Origin of the sequence: Microbacterium sp. (assembly GCF_040394595.1) — a bacterium.
GTDB lineage: Bacteria > Actinomycetota > Actinomycetes > Actinomycetales > Microbacteriaceae > Microbacterium.
This window is the reverse complement of sequence record NZ_JBEBSA010000011.1, coordinates 25,513-43,500: the sequence shown is the minus strand read 5'-3', so window position 1 is coordinate 43,500 and position 17,988 is coordinate 25,513. Positions and strand designations below refer to the sequence as shown.

The 17,988-nt window shown below is 70.5% G+C and carries 20 protein-coding genes and 1 tRNA gene; 17 read left to right on the top strand and 4 right to left on the bottom strand.

The window, feature by feature from the left end; genetic code table 11:
• The first annotated feature begins 6 nt into the window (after positions 1-6).
• The 11 genes from rpmA (at position 7) to ABWO84_RS11470 (ending at position 9,388) form a co-directional block, all read left to right on the top strand.
• Positions 7-264: a 50S ribosomal protein L27 gene (gene rpmA / locus ABWO84_RS11520; protein WP_353114721.1), complete on the top strand. Its 258-nt coding sequence runs from the start codon at positions 7-9 to the stop codon at positions 262-264.
• Positions 265-338: 74 nt separating this feature from the next.
• On the top strand, positions 339-1,838 hold the full coding sequence (gene obgE, locus ABWO84_RS11515) for a GTPase ObgE (protein ID WP_353114720.1): 1,500 nt from the start codon (positions 339-341) through the stop codon (positions 1,836-1,838).
• The gene (proB, locus tag ABWO84_RS11510; protein WP_353114719.1) at positions 1,835-2,623 is read left to right on the top strand and encodes a glutamate 5-kinase; all 789 of its coding nucleotides are present in this window, start codon (positions 1,835-1,837) and stop codon (positions 2,621-2,623) included. Before obgE ends, proB begins: the two co-directional genes overlap by 4 nt.
• Positions 2,624-2,684: 61 nt before the next feature.
• The gene (locus ABWO84_RS11505; RefSeq protein ID WP_353114718.1) at positions 2,685-3,962 is read left to right on the top strand and encodes a glutamate-5-semialdehyde dehydrogenase; all 1,278 of its coding nucleotides are present in this window, start codon (positions 2,685-2,687) and stop codon (positions 3,960-3,962) included.
• A gap of 93 nt (positions 3,963-4,055) precedes the next feature.
• Complete coding sequence (locus ABWO84_RS11500) at positions 4,056-4,280, top strand: hypothetical protein (RefSeq protein WP_353114717.1); 225 nt, start codon at positions 4,056-4,058, stop codon at positions 4,278-4,280.
• Between the two features lie 14 nt (positions 4,281-4,294).
• Positions 4,295-4,897, top strand: a complete 603-nt coding sequence (gene nadD / locus ABWO84_RS11495; protein ID WP_353114716.1) for a nicotinate-nucleotide adenylyltransferase — start codon at positions 4,295-4,297, stop codon at positions 4,895-4,897.
• The gene (locus ABWO84_RS11490; protein WP_353114715.1) at positions 4,894-6,189 is read left to right on the top strand and encodes a hypothetical protein; all 1,296 of its coding nucleotides are present in this window, start codon (positions 4,894-4,896) and stop codon (positions 6,187-6,189) included. Before nadD ends, ABWO84_RS11490 begins: the two co-directional genes overlap by 4 nt.
• The gene (gene rsfS / locus ABWO84_RS11485; RefSeq protein WP_353114714.1) at positions 6,189-6,566 is read left to right on the top strand and encodes a ribosome silencing factor; all 378 of its coding nucleotides are present in this window, start codon (positions 6,189-6,191) and stop codon (positions 6,564-6,566) included. The genes ABWO84_RS11490 and rsfS overlap by 1 nt, the downstream gene beginning before the upstream one ends.
• A 95-nt stretch (positions 6,567-6,661) precedes the next feature.
• Positions 6,662-6,734 (top strand) — tRNA-Ala (locus ABWO84_RS11480).
• Between the two features lie 136 nt (positions 6,735-6,870).
• Positions 6,871-7,875 carry a hypothetical protein gene (locus tag ABWO84_RS11475; RefSeq protein ID WP_353114713.1) on the top strand — a complete coding sequence of 335 codons (1,005 nt, stop codon included), beginning with the start codon at positions 6,871-6,873 and terminating at the stop codon, positions 7,873-7,875.
• 100 nt (positions 7,876-7,975) lie between these two features.
• Positions 7,976-9,388: a DUF5129 domain-containing protein gene (locus ABWO84_RS11470; protein ID WP_353114712.1), complete on the top strand. Its 1,413-nt coding sequence runs from the start codon at positions 7,976-7,978 to the stop codon at positions 9,386-9,388.
• A gap of 57 nt (positions 9,389-9,445) precedes the next feature.
• On the opposite strand, the gene ABWO84_RS11465 is transcribed toward ABWO84_RS11470, so the two are convergent.
• Positions 9,446-10,204, bottom strand: a complete 759-nt coding sequence (locus ABWO84_RS11465) for an aminoglycoside phosphotransferase family protein (protein ID WP_353114764.1) — start codon at positions 10,202-10,204, stop codon at positions 9,446-9,448.
• 91 nt (positions 10,205-10,295) lie between these two features.
• Positions 10,296-10,580, bottom strand: coding sequence for a hypothetical protein (locus ABWO84_RS11460; RefSeq protein ID WP_353114711.1), 285 nt, complete (start codon positions 10,578-10,580; stop codon positions 10,296-10,298).
• A gap of 129 nt (positions 10,581-10,709) precedes the next feature.
• On the opposite strand from ABWO84_RS11460, the gene ABWO84_RS11455 reads away from it, so the two are divergent.
• Complete coding sequence (locus ABWO84_RS11455) at positions 10,710-11,171, top strand: hypothetical protein (RefSeq protein ID WP_353114710.1); 462 nt, start codon at positions 10,710-10,712, stop codon at positions 11,169-11,171.
• Here the strand turns inward: ABWO84_RS11455 and ABWO84_RS11450 are convergent.
• Positions 11,168-11,857, bottom strand: a complete 690-nt coding sequence (locus ABWO84_RS11450; protein WP_353114709.1) for a hypothetical protein — start codon at positions 11,855-11,857, stop codon at positions 11,168-11,170. The two genes, ABWO84_RS11455 and ABWO84_RS11450, sit on opposite strands and share 4 nt — an antisense overlap.
• A 160-nt stretch (positions 11,858-12,017) precedes the next feature.
• Here ABWO84_RS11450 and ABWO84_RS11445 point away from each other — a divergent pair, with 160 nt between their 5' ends.
• The gene (locus ABWO84_RS11445) at positions 12,018-12,623 is read left to right on the top strand and encodes an HD domain-containing protein (protein ID WP_353114708.1); all 606 of its coding nucleotides are present in this window, start codon (positions 12,018-12,020) and stop codon (positions 12,621-12,623) included.
• A 16-nt stretch (positions 12,624-12,639) separates the two neighbouring features.
• Here the strand turns inward: ABWO84_RS11445 and ABWO84_RS11440 are convergent, their stop codons facing one another.
• Positions 12,640-13,098: a MarR family winged helix-turn-helix transcriptional regulator gene (locus ABWO84_RS11440; protein WP_353114707.1), complete on the bottom strand. Its 459-nt coding sequence runs from the start codon at positions 13,096-13,098 to the stop codon at positions 12,640-12,642.
• Between the two features lie 95 nt (positions 13,099-13,193).
• On the opposite strand from ABWO84_RS11440, the gene ABWO84_RS11435 reads away from it, so the two are divergent.
• The 4 genes from ABWO84_RS11435 (at position 13,194) to ABWO84_RS11420 (ending at position 17,985) form a co-directional block, all read left to right on the top strand.
• Positions 13,194-14,378: a hypothetical protein gene (locus ABWO84_RS11435; RefSeq protein ID WP_353114706.1), complete on the top strand. Its 1,185-nt coding sequence runs from the start codon at positions 13,194-13,196 to the stop codon at positions 14,376-14,378.
• A 161-nt stretch (positions 14,379-14,539) separates the two neighbouring features.
• On the top strand, positions 14,540-16,237 hold the full coding sequence (locus ABWO84_RS11430) for a sialidase family protein (protein WP_353114705.1): 1,698 nt from the start codon (positions 14,540-14,542) through the stop codon (positions 16,235-16,237).
• Positions 16,238-16,339: 102 nt separating this feature from the next.
• On the top strand, positions 16,340-17,146 hold the full coding sequence (locus ABWO84_RS11425; RefSeq protein WP_353114704.1) for an IclR family transcriptional regulator: 807 nt from the start codon (positions 16,340-16,342) through the stop codon (positions 17,144-17,146).
• Positions 17,143-17,985, top strand: a complete 843-nt coding sequence (locus tag ABWO84_RS11420) for an amidohydrolase family protein (protein WP_353114703.1) — start codon at positions 17,143-17,145, stop codon at positions 17,983-17,985. The genes ABWO84_RS11425 and ABWO84_RS11420 overlap by 4 nt, the downstream gene beginning before the upstream one ends.
• Positions 17,986-17,988: the final 3 nt, after the last annotated feature.

The following is a 17,988-nucleotide window of genomic DNA, read 5'->3' as shown; positions in this document are numbered from 1 at the left end:
TGAGAGATGGCACACAAAAAGGGTGCGAGCTCGACCCGCAACGGTCGTGACTCCAACGCACAGCGACTCGGCGTCAAGCGCTTCGGCGGCCAGACCGTCAACGCCGGCGAGATCATCGTCCGCCAGCGCGGCACGCACTTCCACCCCGGCGTGAACGTCGGCCGTGGCGGAGACGACACCCTGTTCGCCCTCGCGGCGGGTTCGGTGGAGTTCGGCGCGAAGGGCGGCCGCAAGGTCGTCAACATCGTCGCTGCAGCCGAGTAAGCACAGCATTCATTCGGACGGGGCGGGCTTCGGCTCGCCCCGTCCGCGTATCCGGAACCTGAGGGGACACTGAGATGGTCACGTTCGTCGACACCGTGACGCTCCACGTGCGGGGCGGCAAGGGCGGCAACGGCTGCGTGTCGGTCCGTCGTGAGAAGTTCAAACCCCTCGCAGGTCCGGACGGCGCCAACGGCGGCGACGGCGGCGATGTCGTCCTCGTCGCCGACCCGCAGGTGACGACGCTGCTGTCGTACCATCACTCCCCGCATCGTCACGCCGGCAACGGCGGCTTCGGAATGGGGGACATGCGCTCCGGCGCCGCGGGAGAGCATCTCGAGCTGGCGGTGCCGCTCGGGACCGTGGTGAAGACGCCCGAGGGGGAGCTGCTCCACGACATGATCGTGCCGGGGGAGCGCTACGTCGTGGCCGCGGGCGGTCGCGGCGGCCTCGGCAACGCGGCCCTCGCCTCCCCGAAGCGCAAGGCCCCGGGCTTCGCGCTGCTCGGCACCCCCGGCGACGAGGGCGATGTGGTCCTCGAGCTCAAGACGGTCGCCGACGTCGCGCTCGTCGGCTATCCCTCCGCCGGCAAGTCGAGCCTGATCGCGGCCATCTCCGCGGCGCGGCCGAAGATCGCCGACTACCCGTTCACCACGCTGCACCCCAATCTCGGCGTCGTGCAGGCGGGAGACCTGCGCTACACCGTCGCCGACGTCCCCGGCCTCATCGAGGGCGCGAGCGAGGGACGCGGACTCGGGCTGGAGTTCCTGCGCCACGTCGAGCGCTGCTCGGCGCTGCTGCACGTGCTCGACTGCGCGACGCTCGAGCCGGGGCGCGATCCGCTCAGCGATCTCGACGTGATCCTCGCCGAGCTCGCCGCCTATGAGGTCCCCGAGGGCCAGACGCCGCTGCGGGAGCGTCCGCAGCTCGTCGCCCTCAACAAGGTCGACGTCCCCGAGGCCCGCGACCTGGCCGAACTCGTGCGTCCCGACATCGAGGCGCGCGGCTTCCGCGTGTTCGACATCTCCACGGTGTCCCATGAGGGGCTGCGCCCGCTCACCTTCGCCCTCGCCGACCTGGTGGAGAAGCACCGGCAGGAGGCCGCGGTCGAGGCGCCCGCGGAGCGCATCGTGATCCGCCCGAAGGGCGCTGAGGCGCCGTTCCACGTGCGAGTGGAGGGCGGCACCTACGGCAACCTCTACCGCATCCTCGGCGACAAGCCCGTCCGCTGGGTGCAGCAGACCGACTTCCAGAACGAGGAGGCCGTCGGCTATCTCGCCGACCGTCTCGAGCGTCTCGGCGTGGAGGAGGCGCTGCTCAAGGCGGGCGCGACCCCCGGCGCGACCGTGGTGATCGGCGAGGGCGACGGCGTCGTCTTCGACTGGGAGCCGTCGATCGCCTCCGCCGCCGAGCTGATGACCGCTCCTCGCGGCACCGACCCCCGTCTCGATCGCAGCTCGCGCCGCACCACCGGCGAGCGGCGTGAACGGTATCACGAGCGGATGGACGCCAAGGCCGAGGCCCGTGCCGAGCTGGAGGCCGAGCGCATCGCACAGCGCGACGGAGACGACGCGTGACGGTGCTGAGCCGCTCGGGTCTCGCGACCGCGGAGCGGATCGTCGTGAAGGTCGGCTCCTCGTCCATCAGCGGCGAGGCGGCCTGGCGGATCCCGATGCTGGTCGAGGCGCTCGCCTCGGCGCACGCGCGCGGCGCCGAGGTCGTGCTGGTGTCGTCCGGTGCCATCGCGAGCGGCATCCCGATGCTGGATCTGGACGCGCGCCCCAACGATCTCGCGACCCAGCAGGCGGCTGCGGCGGTGGGCCAGAACATCCTCGTGTACCGATATCAGGAGGCCCTCCGGCCCTTCGGCATCCTCGCGGGGCAGGTGCTGCTGACCACGGCTGACCTCGACGGCCCCACATCGCGGAGCAATGCGCGTCGCGCGGTGGACCGTCTGCTCGGGCTCCGTGTGCTGCCCATCGTCAACGAGAACGACACGGTCGCGACCCAGGAGATCCGCTTCGGGGACAACGACCGGCTCGCGGCCCTCGTGGCGCAGCTGGTCGGTGCCGACGCCCTGGTGCTCCTCAGCGACATCGAGGCGCTGTACACCCGCCCTCCGGCGGACCCCGCCGCCGAGCCGATCGACCTGATCACGGCCGGCGCGGACCTGTCCGGTCTGGAGTTCGGCGCCACCGTGGTCAACAGCGTCGGCACCGGCGGCGCGGCGACCAAGGTGTCGGCGGCGCGCCTCGCGGCCGCTTCGGGTATCGGCGTGCTGGTGACCAGCGCGGACCTCGTGGCGCAGGCTCTCCGGGGCGAGGCCATCGGCACCTGGTTCGAGCCGCACGTCGCCGGCTGAGCCGTGGGGCGGGCTGCGTCACACCGACCCGGTGCCGGTCGTGCGCCGATATGCTGAGCGGATGAGCGCCGACACCCTGACCGCACCCGCCGTGGACACCGCGCAGGATCGCCTCGCGCGCGCGAAGGACGCCTCCCGCGCGGTCGGACAGCTGACCAGTGGACAGAAGGGCGATGCCCTCGAGGCGATCGCGGCGGCGCTCGAGGCGGAGTCGGCCCGGATCATCGCCGCGAACGGTGAGGACATCGCCCGCGGCGTCCGCGACGGCATCGGTGACGCGCTGATCGACCGCCTCCGCCTGGATGACAAGCGCGTGCGCGCGCTGGCCGCGGCGGTGCGCGAGGTCGCGGCGCTTCCCGACCCGATCGGCCAGGTGGTCGGCGGGCACCGGATGCCGAACGGTGTGGCGCTGGAGCAGGTCCGTGTGCCCTTCGGCGTCGTCGGCGCGATCTACGAGGCCCGCCCGAACGTCACGGTCGACATCGCCGCGCTGGCGCTGCGCGCCGGCAACGCGGTGGTACTGCGCGGAGGCAGCGCGGCCCGCGACTCGAACACCGTGCTCGTGCAGGTCATGCGCGACGCCCTCGCGAACGCGGGGGTCACTCCCGAGGCCGTCCAGACGGTCGACGACTTCGGCCGGGACGGTGCGAAGGCGCTGATGCACGGCCGGGGCTTCATCGACGTGCTCGTGCCGCGAGGCAGCGCCGGGCTGATCCAGACGGTCGTCACGGAATCGACGGTCCCGGTGATTGAGACCGGAGCGGGCGTCGTGCACATCGTGCTCGACAGCACGGCGCCGGAGGACTGGGCGCGCGACATCGTCGTCAACGCGAAGGTGCAGCGACCCAGCGTGTGCAACGCCGTCGAGACGGTGCTGGTGCTGAAGGACGCCGCCGAGCGTCTCGTGCCCGTGGTGACGACGGCTCTGCAGGGCGAGGGCGTGACGGTGCACGGCGACGAGGACGTCGCCCGTCTCGCCGCCGACGTGGTGCCCGCGACCGAGGAGGACTGGGCCACGGAGTACCTGAGCCTCGACATCTCGATGCGGGTCGTCGACGACCTCGATGAGGCGCTGGAGCACATCCGGCGCTACAGCACGGGTCACACCGAGTCGATCATCACGACCGATTCCCGGAACGCGGAGCGCTTCCTCGCCGAGGTGGACTCGGCGGTGGTGATGGCCAACGCCTCCACGCGGTTCACGGACGGCGGCGAGTTCGGCTTCGGCGCCGAGGTGGGGATCTCCACCCAGAAGCTGCACACGCGCGGGCCGATGGGACTCGCCGAGCTGACCAGCACCAAGTGGCTCGCCCGCGGCTCGGGGCAGACCAGGGGCTGAGGGCCGCGCCACCCCGTCCGGCGGGGACGGGAGCGGACGGCGGGGCGCTAGACTGAGAGGCGTCCTTTCGCCAGGTCAGGAAACGGAGTACCGATGAACCTCGTCGCACAGCTTGCGGTGGCAGCCGCTGAGACGGAACACCACGGGAACATCCCGGCTGAGACCGTCATCTTCGGCATCATCGCCGCTGTCGTGTTCGCGCTGCTCGCGCTGGTGACCTTCTCGTACAAGAACGTGGCCAACCGGCACGAGGCCAAGGCAGCCGCCTGGGCCGCGCGGCACGGTAAGGACGGCCACGGGGCAGGTCACGGCCACTGAGGCCAGAGGTCCGCATGGAGAACCCGACTCCTCGGGCGCCGCGCATCGGTGTGATGGGCGGTACTTTCGATCCGATCCACCATGGGCACCTGGTCGCCGCGAGCGAGGTGGCCCATTCGTTCGACCTCGACGAGGTCGTCTTCGTCCCGACCGGCGAGCCCTGGCAGAAGAAGGACGTCTCGCCCAGCGAGCACCGCTATCTGATGACGGTGATCGCGACCGCGTCCAACCCCGACTTCACGGTCAGCAGGGTCGACATCGATCGCGATGGGCCCACGTACACGATCGACACCCTCCGGGATCTCAAGGCCGAGCGTCCCGAAGCCGAGTTCTTCTTCATCACCGGAGCGGACGCCGTAGCGCAAATTCTCAGTTGGAGAGACCATGATGAGCTGTGGGATCTGGCCCACTTCGTCGCCGTCTCCCGGCCGGGGCACGTGCTCAGCACGGACGGGCTTCCGAGCGAGGACGTGAGTCAGCTCGAGGTGCCGGCGCTGTCGATCTCGTCGACTGCCTGCCGCGCCCGGGTGAGCGCGGGGGAGCCGGTGTGGTACCTCGTTCCCGACGGGGTCGTTCAGTACATCGCGAAGCATCATCTGTATCGGAGCAAGGCATGAGTACATCGGATCAGAACGAAGGGGCACCGCTGACGCGCAAGCAGCTGCGGGAGCTTCGGCTGACCGGTTCGACGCCGGTCATCACCGAGGAGGAGGCGGCAGCCGCGGTCCCGGCGCCGCCGAGCGCCTCGGAACCCGCACCCGCTCCGGCGCCGGAGGTGCCCGCCGACCTCGGCGAGACGCCGATGACGCGGCGCCAGGCGCGCGAGCAGGAGCGCGTCCGCACCGCCTCAGTGCCCGTGATCGCGCCGATCGAGGAGCCTGTCTTCGCGCAGCCTGAGCCGGTCGTCGCGGCGGAGCCGGTCGCCGAGTCGGCAGACGAGACCCCGGTCGCCGACGAGGAGGCTCCCGCCGAGTCCGCTCCTGTCGAGTCCGCTCCTGTCGAGTCCGCTCCTGTCGAGTCCGCTCCTGTCGAGTCCGCTCCTGTCGAGTCCGAGTCGGAGTCCGCGGGCTTCGCGCCCCAGCCGGCCACGGCCCAGACGGCTCCTGTGCTCTCCGAGGTCCCGGTGTTCCCGCGCGACGCCCAGCCGGATGGCGACGTCGCGGCGCGTCCCGATGCCGCGTCGACGCAGGCCGCACTCGCGGCGATGTTCGGCCCTTCCGACGGCTTCCCGGCCGTGGCCGACGAGGATGAGGACGAGGGGATCGACGACCCGGTGTCGTCCGCGGTCTTCGAGGCTCCGCGGGCTGCCGCGGCGGTCGTGCCGGAGGAGCCGCACGTTCCCTCTGCGGAGCCGGCATCCGAGCCCGAGGCGGAGGTCGCTGCGCGGGAGGCGTCCGAAGACGGCGCCGCACAGCTCGATCCGTCGTTCGGCCGCGGAGTGAGCGCTCCCGCCGCCGAGGTGCCGACGTTCTCGCCGTCCTTCGACGACATCGTCGTGGGTGACTCGACCGGCTCGCACCACGCCGCCAACGCGCTGATCTTCACTCAGGGGCCGACCGAGGGGTCGCTCTCGGGGCCTGTCGCCTCGACGGGCGAGCTGCTGATCACCGGCACGTACGAGCTTCCCCGGGGCATCGGCTCGCAGGGGCACGCCATCGGCGCCGCCGACGGCAAGGAGGTCGACGCGGTGCTCATCGACGGCGAACTGCCGCCGACGTCCTCGCCGACGCCGATCGCCGCGAGCGCCGCGGTCAGCACCTCCAAGCCCGCGGGTGAGGTCATCCGCCCGCCGGCGCCTGAGAAGGGCAACAAGCTGATGCTCACCCTGGCGATCGTCGCCGGCGGTCTCGCCCTCGCCCTCGCCGCGGCGCTCGTCGCCGTGTTCATCACGAACGTGCTCGGTCGCTGATGCAGGCGTTCGAGAACTCCGTGGAGATGCTCCGGATCGCGGCCGATGCGGCGGCGGGCAAGGGCGGCGAAGACCTCGTCGCGCTCGACGTGTCGGGGCCGCTGCCCCTGGTCGACATCTTCCTGCTGGTGACCGGGAACAGCGAGCGCAACGTCGCCGCGATCGCCGACGAGGTCGAGGACCGGCTCATCGAGGCCGGTCACAAGCGGGTCCGCCGCGAAGGCCGCGCAGAGGCGCGCTGGGTGCTCCTCGACTTCGGCGACCTCATCGTGCACGTCTTCCACTCCGAGGAGCGCGTCTTCTACGGTCTGGAGCGCCTCTGGAAGGACTGCCCCGTGGTGCCGATCGAGACCGCCGAGACGGTGGCGGGGGAGTGAGCACGACACACCCGGCATCCGGCCCCGATTCGCGACGAGCGGCCAGGGTGTTGTAAGCTGAACGGGTTGTCGCGAGCTTCTACGGGGCAGCATCTGGGCCTGTGGCGCAGCTGGTAGCGCACCTGCATGGCATGCAGGGGGTCAGGGGTTCGAGTCCCCTCAGGTCCACCGAAAAAAACGCAGAAGAAGCGGTCTCCCTCACGGAGGCCGCTTCTTCTGCGTGGAGTGCCCGACGTTCTCTTCGAGGGGTGTCGCCCGCAGCGTCCATCCGGAGCCAGACCGGACGCCCGGATAGCATGCTGACATGACTGTTTCCGGCCACACGCCACGTCAGCTCCGGCGCCGCTGGGCAGCCTTCCTCCTCGCGCTCCTCGCCGTGCCCGCGCTGCTCGGGCTCACGGCGTGCGCCCCGGCGGAGCCGAAGCTGTTCCTCACCGCGGCGGAGATGCGTACCGCCCTCGACTCCCTCCAGAAGGACGTCGGCTCCGATCGTGTCCGCGATCTGACGGTGTGGCCGGAAGGACGTATGACGGTGACCGTGCTCGACAGCGGTGACGCCACCACGACGAACGCGGACTGGGTCGACGGGCACTGGACGAAGGCCGAGCGGAGCGCCGAGGCGAGCGAGCTCAGCAAGATCCTCGACCGCCCGGTGTGGACGGCACCGGAAGACCTCCCGCTCGACGGGCTGGAGCACGCGATCGGCCTCGCCGGTCACCCGGCGCAGCTCACGCGCCTGAACATCTTCACCGATCGGCTGGGGGTCCTCACGATCTTCCTGACGTTCAACGGGGAGACCATGCAACGCAGCGCCCTCCTCGATGGGTCGGCGTTCGTCCCGGAGCTCGACGCGGGCGATGCCGCCGACATCCAGGCGGCCGTCGACGAGATCGTCGCCGAGCACGGCACGAGGGCGACGGCGGTCAGCTCGATGAACGATCGCGTCTCGGTCGATCTCGTCGTCCCCGGAATGTCGGGCGAGTTCCATGTGCAGCGGGCGAAGACCACCGCGCCGGAGGCCGTCGTGCACGCGACGAAGACCCCGGACCCCGCACGCGAGTTCGATCCGCGAACCGTCGATCTGTCCCAGCCGCTGAAGTGGCTGGACGACATCGCCGAGCGTGCGAACGTCCCCGGGACGGTATGGGACTGGGCCATTGCCCGCCCGCCGGGCGGCGGCGAGCCGATGCTCTCCTACGGGATCGGCCCGGATGCCCCGAGCACCCGCGTGTGGGTGAAGGGCGACGGGTCCATCGCGGCGATCGACGACGGGAAGTGCGGTGACGTCGCGGGCTGGTGCGCGGGCTGACCCGATCCGTCGACGCGTGTTCGTTAGGGTGGGACGCATGTCGCGCCCTCACGTTCGCAAGGGATCGGTCCTCCTTGGTCTGTTTCTGTACCTTCTGGCGATGATCTTCCCGGCGGCCGCCGCGCAGGCGGTCACCGGCAGCGATCTCGTCATCGTGGACACGGCAGGGCGGCTGAACGCTCCACAGCTGGAGAAGGAGCTGGCTGACGTCGACTTCTACCAGCCGACGAAGGTCGTCATCTACACGTACAGCGGTGAGTACGACGACAACATGAACGAGCTCGTGCTCGCCTACGCGCGCAGCGAGCACCCGGAGTGGATCAGCCCCGACGGACAGAAGTGGGCCGATGGCCTGTTCGTCTTCGCCCTCGATCCGGACGGGCGCCAGGTGGGCACCTACTTCGGCGATGACCGGACGATCTCGCTCGACGACCAGGCCTCGATCCAGGAGGAGACGAAGGCCGACTTCCGGGCGGCCTTCTGGACGCAGGGTGTGATCACCGGCGTGAAGAAGGCCGCCTCCTTGATCAATCGCCCCTGGTACGCGTCACCGGCGTTCATCGGAACCTCCGTCGTCGCGGGTGTGGCAGGCCTGGGCACCTGGATCGGCGTCGTCGCGGTGCGGAGCAGCCGACGGGAGAAGTTCGCCCGAGAGCTCGAACGGGGTGATCGGCATCTCACCGCGGTGACCATGGACCTCGACATGACCGAGCTCGCCGCGCGGACGCTGCCTGCCAGCTCGTCCTTCGCGCAACGGCTGGAGCAGCGTTTCCACGACTTCACGGGTCGCTACTACGGCGCGGTGGAGGAGCAGCAGCGACTGCAGCAGCTGACGAAGAAGGAGCGATCGAGGTCGGAAGCTCCTGATCAGGCGCGGAAGTACGCCGACGAGGCGGCCGAGATGGACTTCGTCGACGATGCCATCGTGAATGCGGCGGCCCTGCTCACGCATTCGGCCACCTGGGAGAAGGCGTGGGCCGCGCAGGTGGAGCCGGTGCGTGAGGATGTTCGCGCGATCTCGTCGCTGGTCGCCGACCCGGCTGCTGGGCCGCTCGCGTCCGCGCAGGCGCTGGAGAGCTTCCAGGCGACGGCGGAGGCCGAGATGGAGCGACTGGGCGCCGGGCTTCGTGACCAGTCGATCGCGCCCGAGGCTGCACTGGAAGGGCTCGAGACCCTGCGCGGAGAGCTCTCCCGCCTCCTTCGCGAGCATTCTCGCGCCCTCATCGAGGTCTATGCGAAGTCGAATCGCGAGCGGGAGTCGATGGAAGCGGCGATGGAGAGGGAGCGTCGGTCGTCGCAGCCGAGATCCGGATCCATCCTCGACACGGTCTACGCGCCCGGCCAGTTCTGGAACCCCATCTCGTTCAGCGTCGGGTATTCGGCGGGCGTGCACAAGGTGGAGTCGGCCCGGGCGGCGGCCAGCAGCAGCTCCTTCTCGTCCGGGGGATCGTCGACCGGCTACGGCTCGAGCGGTGGCAGCTTCTCCGGCTCGGGCAGTTCGTCGCACTTCTGAGACGCACCGGGCCGGATTGGCGAGGCTGCACGCCTGCGGCGGGCACCCGTGAAGCGGCTAGCCGATGAGCGCTGTCACGTGACGGGCCTGGGATTCGGTCGTGCCGGGCGGATTGCGCCGGAAGCCCCCGTTGCCGGGCAGGAGCATCGCCAGCCAGTGGACCGCCCAGAGCGGCCGGTAGGCCCGCATCCGCTCTCGTGCGTCCGCTGACGCCCCGGCGGCCGCGGGAAGCGCTTCCGGATCGAACACGCCGGAGAGCCGCGCGGCGATGTGCTCGACATGATCCGCGAGGTCGTAGGCGGGGTCGGTGAGCCCGCCGTACTCGAAGTCGACCAGCCGACAGATGCGGCCGTCCCAGAGGACGTTCGCCGGGTTCAGGTCCGCGATCCCCAGTCCGGTGAGCTGAGGAGGGGGAAGAAGACCGGGGCGGAACAGCCACTCCCGTGCAGCGTCCACGGCGTCGGCGACGAGCGCGGGCTCCTGGCACGGAGAGAGATCGCAGGCCTCCTGCAGCCAGGCGGTGAGCGCCGGGGGAAGCGTCGACGGACCGAAGCGGCGCTCGCTGATGCCGGCGGCCGCGATGTGCTCGACGGGGATGCGATAGAGGCGGCCCAGCGCCGCTCCGAGAGAATCGTTCTGGGCGGCGGAGAGCGGACCGCCGCCCAGGGGGAGCCCGGGCACCCGTTCCATGACGACCACCGGGTGGCCGTCCGCCGTCTCCCGGCGCAGCGGGCGCGGCGCGGTGCCGGGTGCGTGGTCCCAGATGAGACTCAGGCACCGCCACTCGCGGTCCGCCTCCCCGTCGTCCCAGCTCAGGAACCTCTTGCGAACCTCCGTCTAGGTGACGCTCAGGTCATGCGTGTGGGTCTGCGCGGTGGGAGGGCTCACCAGATGAGTCCGATCGCGCTCAAGAGACGTGCGGATCCGATCGGTCCTGCGTCACGGTCGTTTCCGCGGCCGGCGGGGAGACCGTGGACAGCGCGCTCGTGAGCATGCGGTGCACGCCGATGAGGATGATGCCGGAGAGCAGCAGCACGAGGCCGAGGAGGATGAGCGTGACGCCGATCGGCACCGCCGGCTGGATCCCGTAGCGGATGCCGGAGACGAAGAGGAAGAGGAAGCCGAACGCGAAGAACAGCGGACTCGCCACCGCTCCGACGAGTGCAAGGGTGGGGAACTTTACGGTTCGCATGCCCCTCACGGTAGGCCATCGAGAGGCCTGCCACGGGTATTCTCCCGCTGATCGCATGCCGGATGCGCCAGGATGGGAAGCATGATCCGGGTCCCCATGGCAGTCGTGATACCCGATCAGACACCGGTCATGGTGCAGCATCGCATCGACGGTTGGGTCGATCCGGAACGGGCCGCCGGCGTCTACCGTCGACGGGGCGATCGCATCCGGATCGTGCAGCGATGGCGCGAGCGGGTCGGGATGTACGCCTACCCCAGCGGTCTCACCGTCGATGCCGGGCTCTCGGCCGAGGGCCGCGGCTCGGTCCTCACGGGTCGGATGCGGTGCCATGCGACCGAGAGCGTGATGTTCCTCGCCCTGCTCCTCCTGTCGGCAGGCGCGCTTTCCGTACCGTTCGTCGAGTTGCTTCTCGAAGCCGGGCCGCCCGCGGCCGAGTGGGCGTGGGCCGTCGGCAGCGCGTCCGTGCTGGGCGCGGCGGCCCTCGGATACCGGGCGGCCCTGCGGGCGCGGCTCCGGCGCCGCATCCCGGCCGTCGCGACGGCGGTCGTCGCGGACCTGTCCGAGTCCGGTGTCCGCCGGTCGGAGCGCTAGCCGCGCGGGCCGGTCGCCGGTGAGGGACGCTTCTCGGGATCGTCGATGCACTGCTGGATGACGTCGGCGATGACCGCAGGGTCGGTGCGATTGCGGCGCACGGGGAATGATACGTGCCTCTCCGGGGCGAGGCGCGGATAGCGCTGCGAGGTGCCGTCCGGGATGAAGAGGCGGAGGCGGCCGGCGACGGCGTCGGCCCGTTCCAGTTCGCTCCAGGACACGGTGCGCGTGCGCGAGGCGGATCCGGCGGTCACGCCCCGGGCATCGACGACGATGACCTGGTCGCCGAGGGTGCGCAGGGCGGCGACACATGCCGCGACCGCCGTCACCGCGGCGACGATGAGCCCCACCAGGAAGAACCGGCCGAGCCCCGGCCGGGGGTGGAGCCAGACCAGGGTGCCGAAGTACGCGAACGACGCGCACGCGACGGCGAAGGCTGCGCCGAGCGGCACCGCCGCGCGGATCGGAGCGAAGGCCACGCGGTCCGGAGACACCGACGCGGAGGACGCTCCCGGGTCCCACGGGCGGATCGACAGTCCGAACGGGACGATCAGCGCGCCGACGGCGAAAGCGCTGACCGCGGCCGCCGGAGCGTCCTGCCGGAGCCACAGGATGACGCCCAGAGCGCCGATCGCGACGGCGAAGACGGAGAGCCCGGTGGCGAGGCGTCTTCTGGTCAGGGGCACGTCCCGATGCTAGCCGTCGTCCGTGCCGCCGTCCGCCGGTCCGCGGCGTCCGAGCGACAGGCGGCGGTCGATTCCTGCCATGTTCCACGGCGGCCGTGGAGGAGGCCTTGCCGCGCGGATACGCTGGGTGCACCCCGCCCGTCGACCGGATCGGAGCACCATGCGCCTCGCGGACTTCACGCCTCCGGACACCGCTGCGGCCCGCGGGGCCAGGGCGCTGCTCGCCGATTTCCACACGCCGTCGCTCGTGAACCACGTCATCCGGTCCTGGCTCTGGGCCGAGGCCTTCGCGCTCGTCGAGGGGAGCTCCGGCATCGATCGCGAGCTCCTGTACACCTCGGCGCTGCTGCACGACATCGGCCTCGTCCCGGCCTTCGACAACCACGCTCTCGGATACGAGGAGGCCGGCGGGTATGTGGGGGAGGCGCTGACGGCGGGAGCAGGGTGGCCCGCGGGGCGTCGTCGTCGGATCAACGAGGTCATCGTGCGGCACAACTGGCCCGAGGTCGATCCCGCGCTCGACATCGAGGGGTACCTGCTGGAGACGGCGACCGGGCTCGACATCTCGGGGCGCCGCGACGAGGACATCCCGGTCGGATTCCGCCGGGAGGTGCTCGAGGCCTATCCGCGGGCGGAGCTCGCGGCCGAGTTCGGCTCCTGCGTGCGCGCACAGGCGGCCCGCAAGCCGCACAGCCACGCGCGGCGCCTGGTGGACGGCGGGCTGGAGCGGAAGCTGACGGAGAACCCGCTGGAGACACTGCGCTGATCGTCGCGGTCCCGGATCATGTGTCCCGTTCGGCCTCCAGACCGTCGCCGATCCTGGTGAAGAGACGCGTGATGACGGCGATCTCCTCGTCGTTCATCGGGCCGAAGAAGTGTCGTCTGATGAACGCGAAGTGCCGCTGCTGGAGCTCCTCGACCCGCTCGCGACCGACTCCCGTCAGCCGCGCGACGACAGCGCGTTCATTGTCCTGAGCGGTGGAGCGCGCCACGAGCCCGCCCCTCTCGAGGCGTCCGATCTGGTAGGTCAGCCCGCTACGGGAGATGATCAGCAGATCGGCGAGCTCATGCATCCGGAGGCCTTCGGGATGCTGTCCGAGCACGAAGAGGATCTCGAACTGCGCGCGCGTGATGTCGCCGTTCTCGACGAGAGCGCGTCCCGAGCTCGCCTGCAGCAGGAGGACCGCGCGCCGGACGGCGGAGAACGCCTCGAACTCCTGGGGGGTGATCGGTGCATCCATGGGACGAGCCTAACCCGGTTTGAGTTTGAATTCGAACTCAGAGTAGAGTCATCGAGTTCGAATTCGAACCCGATCATTCCGAGGAGTGAGCCGTCATGAGTTCTCCATCGCCCGTCTCCCACCCGACCGGCTATGCACGCGCGATCGCACTGGCGCTGGCCGCCGTGGTCCTCGTGAGTGTCGTGCTGCTGGCATTCGCCTGGCCGTCGATCACCGCCGATCCGAAGGGGATCCCGATCGGGGTGGTGGGGAACGACGAACAGGTCGCGCAGATCGAGAAGACTCTCGAGGCGCAGTCCGACGGGGTGTTCGCGCTCCAGCGCCGCGACGATCGTGAGGCGGCGATCGACGCGATCCAGCGGCGTGAGGAGTACGGGGCGATCGTCCTCGGCGACCCCGAGGCGGCGGATCCGTCGAAGGGGGCGCCGGAGGTGCTCACCGCGACGGCCGCCAACGCCTCGGTCGCGCAGATGCTCCAGTCGCTCGCGACCGGGCTGCAGACCCGTCTGAACGCTCAGGTGGATGCGAAGGTCGAGCAGCAGGTCCAGTCGCTGCTCGCGACGTTGAAGGCCCTCTCGGCCGGTCAGCGTCCCCCGGGCGGCGGGGAGACTCCGGCGGCGCCGGACTCGTTCACGATGCCGAGTGTCACCGTGACCGTGACCGACGCCGTGCCCTTCGCGGAGCGCGATCCGCGGGGAGCCGGCCTCGCCTCGGCCACCCTGCCGCTGGTGATGGGCGGGATGCTCGGGGCGATCCTGATCTCCACGGCCGTGCACGGCAGTCGCCGTCGGCTGGTGGCCCTTCTGGTGTACGGCGTCGCGGGCGGTCTCGCCCTCGCGGGGATCCTCCAGGTCTGGTTCGGCGCGCTGCAGGGGGACTACTGGTTGAACGCCGCCGCCGTCGGGCTCTCGATCGTCGCGATCTCCTCGACGCTCGTCGGTCTGCGCAGCCTCATCGGCATGCCCGGCCTCGGAGCGGGTGCCGCGCTCATGTTCCTCTTCGCCAACCCGATCTCCTCGGCGCAGACGCCCATGGAGTTCCTGCTGCGGCCCTGGGGTGCGGTGGGGCAGTGGTTCCCGCCGGGCGCAGGGGCGAACCTCGTCCGCACGCTCTCCTACTTCCCCGAGGCCCCGACGGCGTTCCCCTGGCTGGTGCTCGGCGGGTGGGCGGTCCTCGGGATCGTGCTGATCGGGCTCGCAGCGCTCCGGCGCCCTCAGCCGGGCGACGATCCCGGTGAGGTCGAGGGGGCGGCGTCGAGGACGCCTGTTCCCGCCGTCTGACGGCGGGGCGAGGATCCGCCTGCGTGCACGTCGGGAACGGACGACCTCCCCGTCTTCCGGGGGCGATCGCGAGCGTTCCATGAATTGACATGGAACGGGCGGCGTCCCTAGCTTCCCGAACACCGACCGGCGTCGGGCCGGTCTTCGAAGAGGAGGCAATGATGCCGAACCGAGGTTCGAGGCTGATCGCGGCGCTGATCGCGACGGCCGCTCTGACGCTGGGGGTCAGCGTCGCGTCACCCGCGACGGCGGCGCCGTTCGCCGGCACGATCCGTTCGTTCGATGGAGAGACGATCGGTGCGGCGCCCGCGGGCTGCACGACGACCGGGGACGTGACGGTGCAGCCCGCGGCCCTCGCCGGAGCGCCCGCGGGGAATCGCGCGGTGCGTCTGATCGATGCGAGCACCACCGTTCACACGAGGCTGACCTGCGCTGATCCCGCCTCCGTGCAGAAGTCCGCCACGTTCCTGATGCTGGCCTCGCAGATGGACACCGGGGTCATCGTCTCGCTGGGCGCCACGGCGTCGGATGCGATCGGCGTCTGGCGGTTCTTCCTGACCCGATCGGGCGGTGATCTGACGGTGAAGGCCTACAACGGCTCGGCGTGGGTCGTACTGGGAACCGCGCCCGGCGTGGACCCGCTCGCGCGGTGGATCGAGGTGCGCCTGGACGCCACGACGGCGAAGGCCACGATCGAGGTCGATCGCGTGCGGTTCCCCACGACGGTGCGCGCGAGCAGCGCCACCGGCATCGGGGCACTCATGATCGGCTCGGAGGGCACCGCCCCTGTCGGGTTGAAGCTCTACGTCGACGACCTCGGGATCGCACCGAGCATCCCGGCGTTCCCCTCGGTCGTCGCGGCCACCGCTCCCGTGGGAACGTCGATCCGGTTCCCCGGGGCGGTCAAGCTCGCCGACGGGACGATCATCGCGTCGTACTACGAGGCGTCCGCGCACGCCGGGACCAATGGCGTGATCAAGACGGTGCGCAGCACCGACGGTGGGACGACCTGGTCGTCACCGTCGCTGGTGATCGACCCCGCCTACGATCCGCGCGACCCGAAGCTCGAGGTGCTGCGCGACGGCACCCTGCTGTTGACGTACTTCTACACGCAGTGGGGGACGCCCAACGTGCTCCACGGGACCTTCGTGATGCGCAGCACGGACGGCGGCGCGACCTGGTCGTCACCGACCCAGGTGTCCACGCAGATGAGCTGTGCGTGCGGCCCCGTCACCGGCGGCTATCCGCTCGGCTGGGCGGCGAACCACGGTCCGATCGTCGAGCTCCCCGACGGCGATCTCCTGATCCCGCTCTACGGAACGCTGCCCGGAGATGCCAGGCAGCGGGCGACGGTGGTCCGTAGCACCGACAAGGGACTCACGTGGGATGCCGCGAACGAGTCGCTGCTCGCGGTCGGCACCGTGTCGTTCCAGGAGCCGAACCTCTCGGTGCTGCCGTCCGGCGAGATCGTCGCGCTCATCCGCTCCACGTCGAACCCGGTGCGGGCGTACATCTCCCGATCGTCCGACAACGGGCACACCTGGTCGGCCGCGACGATCACGGACATCCCCGCCGAGTCGCATTCGCAGACCGTGCTGTCCGACGGCAGCGTGCTGCTCACCTACGGTAATCCGGCGCGCACCGGGCGGCCGACGGAAGGGGTGGTCATCACCAACCCGTCGGGGAGCTGGAACGGCTACGCCGCCCGCTCCACGCTCGTCTACGACGCCGGCAACGGCGATCAGGCGAACCCCTCCAACGTGGAGGTCTCGCCAGGGAGGTATCTGACCATGAGCTACGACGTGGTCGCGCGGACGCTGTCCGCGGTGTTCACGAAACGCTCCGACTACGCGGGCTGAGGCGGTGCGGAACCCCGGGGTCTCCCCGGGGTTCCGTGCGTCCGGAGGAAAATCGAAGGAATCGCTTGACATGGAACGACGCTCCACGTCAGTCTTCAAGACATGGAACAGAATTCCACGTCGTACCATTCGCAGGGGCTCTCGCGAGGCCTGGCGGCGCTCCGCGCACTGGGCGCGGAGCAGCACCCGATGCCCCTCGCGGCGCTGTCCCGCGCGATCGACCTGCCCAAGCCCACCCTCCTGCGGCTGCTCGCCGTCATGGAGCGGGAGGGCTTCGTCATGCGAGTGGGTCAGCCGCCCGCCTACGCCCTCGGCCCCAGCCTCTACGAGCTGACCGAGTCCCTCGCCCCCGTCGAGATCGCCGAGATCACCGCACCGATCATGAAGACGCTCGCCGACGAGCTGGGCTTCACCTCGAACCTGGGCATCCTGCAGGGCAGGGCGGTGCTGCACCTCGCGGTGGAGGAGCCGGCGCGCGCGCTGCGGATCGCCGCCGGAGGGTTCCTCGACCACACGTACTGCACGGGCCTGGGCAAGATGCTGCTCTCCACACTCGAAGCGGAGCGCATCGCCGACCACGTGCCGACCCGCGCCCCGTACGAGAGCTTCACCGACCACACGATCACCACGCGCGAGGAGCTCGACGCCGAGCTGGACCGCATCCGGGTCCGGGGCGTGAGCATCGACGACCAGGAGCGCAACCGCGGCGTGCGGTGCATGGCGATCCTCGTCCCGACGGACGACGAGGTCGCGATCTCGCTCAGTGTCTCCGGCCCGGCCGGTGAGCTCTCCGCCGACGACGAGGAGACCGTCCACCGGGCGCTCTCGGAGGCCGCGGCGGACGTCGCCGCGCTGCCTCGCCTCGGCGCCGCGATGCAGAACGTCCGACGCAGATTGGCCATCGCATGATCATCGACATCCACACGCACTGCCACCTCCCGGAGCACTGGGGGACGGAGCACGAAGACCACTGGGAGGGCGCGTACGGCGAGCCCTACCCGCTGGTCACCCCCGAGAGCTTCGACGCCGCGATGGCGGGCGTCGACGTGGCCGTGACCTTCGGGATGGCGGCCGGCCAGGCCGGCGTGCGCACGCCGAACGCCTTCGTCGCGGAGTTCATCGAGACGGTGCGGACCCCGACGATCGGCTTCGCGGCGATCGACCCCTCCGACCCCGACTGGCGGGACCAGCTCGACGAGGCCGTCGAGCTGGGCCTGCAGGGCGTGAAGCTCTATCCGGTGCTGGCCCTCTTCGACCCGCTGTCCGCGGACTTCGACGACTTCTACCGGACGATGACCCGCCACGGGCTCGTGGTGCTCTGGCACATGGGCGCGACCCCCAGCCCCATCGGCAGCCTCGCTGTCAGCCAGCCGCTCGTCGTCGACGAGGTGGCCCGACGGCATCCGGACCTCGTCCAGGTGATGGCGCACATGGGGCACCCGTGGCAGCGGGACACCAACGTGGTGCTGCGCAAGAACGCCCGCGTCTTCGCCGACGTCTCCGGGGTCCCGTCCCGGCCGATGGACGCCTACCTCGCGCTCGTGCACGCGCAGGAGTGGCACACGGTGGACAAGCTGCTCTTCGGATCGGACTATCCGCTCTGGACACCGGATGACGCGATCTCCCGCCTGCGCGGGATCGCGGCGCTCCGCGCAGGGGACCTCCCCTTCGTGCACGAGGAGACGATCGACGGGATTCTGCATCGCGACACCCTCGCGCTGCTCGGACTGACGGTGAAGGACCGATGACGA

Excerpts from the sequence above, each read along its gene's own strand:
- obgE (WP_353114720.1), top strand. The coding sequence starts at position 339 with ATGGTCACGTTCGTCGACACCGTGACGCTCCACGTGCGGGGCGGCAAG.
- ABWO84_RS11455 (WP_353114710.1), top strand. The coding sequence starts at position 10,710 with ATGGTGCAGCATCGCATCGACGGTTGGGTCGATCCGGAACGGGCCGCC.
- ABWO84_RS11445 (WP_353114708.1), top strand. The coding sequence starts at position 12,018 with ATGCGCCTCGCGGACTTCACGCCTCCGGACACCGCTGCGGCCCGCGGG.
- ABWO84_RS11505 (WP_353114718.1), top strand. The coding sequence starts at position 2,685 with ATGAGCGCCGACACCCTGACCGCACCCGCCGTGGACACCGCGCAGGAT.
- ABWO84_RS11475 (WP_353114713.1), top strand. The coding sequence starts at position 6,871 with ATGACTGTTTCCGGCCACACGCCACGTCAGCTCCGGCGCCGCTGGGCA.
- ABWO84_RS11460 (WP_353114711.1), bottom strand. The coding sequence starts at position 10,580 with ATGCGAACCGTAAAGTTCCCCACCCTTGCACTCGTCGGAGCGGTGGCG.
- ABWO84_RS11420 (WP_353114703.1), top strand. The coding sequence starts at position 17,143 with ATGATCATCGACATCCACACGCACTGCCACCTCCCGGAGCACTGGGGG.
- ABWO84_RS11435 (WP_353114706.1), top strand. The coding sequence starts at position 13,194 with ATGAGTTCTCCATCGCCCGTCTCCCACCCGACCGGCTATGCACGCGCG.
- ABWO84_RS11430 (WP_353114705.1), top strand. The coding sequence starts at position 14,540 with ATGCCGAACCGAGGTTCGAGGCTGATCGCGGCGCTGATCGCGACGGCC.
- ABWO84_RS11470 (WP_353114712.1), top strand. The coding sequence starts at position 7,976 with ATGATCTTCCCGGCGGCCGCCGCGCAGGCGGTCACCGGCAGCGATCTC.
- ABWO84_RS11425 (WP_353114704.1), top strand. The coding sequence starts at position 16,340 with ATGGAACAGAATTCCACGTCGTACCATTCGCAGGGGCTCTCGCGAGGC.
- ABWO84_RS11490 (WP_353114715.1), top strand. The coding sequence starts at position 4,894 with ATGAGTACATCGGATCAGAACGAAGGGGCACCGCTGACGCGCAAGCAG.
- rpmA (WP_353114721.1), top strand. The coding sequence starts at position 7 with ATGGCACACAAAAAGGGTGCGAGCTCGACCCGCAACGGTCGTGACTCC.
- nadD (WP_353114716.1), top strand. The coding sequence starts at position 4,295 with ATGGAGAACCCGACTCCTCGGGCGCCGCGCATCGGTGTGATGGGCGGT.
- ABWO84_RS11500 (WP_353114717.1), top strand. The coding sequence starts at position 4,056 with ATGAACCTCGTCGCACAGCTTGCGGTGGCAGCCGCTGAGACGGAACAC.
- ABWO84_RS11440 (WP_353114707.1), bottom strand. The coding sequence starts at position 13,098 with ATGGATGCACCGATCACCCCCCAGGAGTTCGAGGCGTTCTCCGCCGTC.
- rsfS (WP_353114714.1), top strand. The coding sequence starts at position 6,189 with ATGCAGGCGTTCGAGAACTCCGTGGAGATGCTCCGGATCGCGGCCGAT.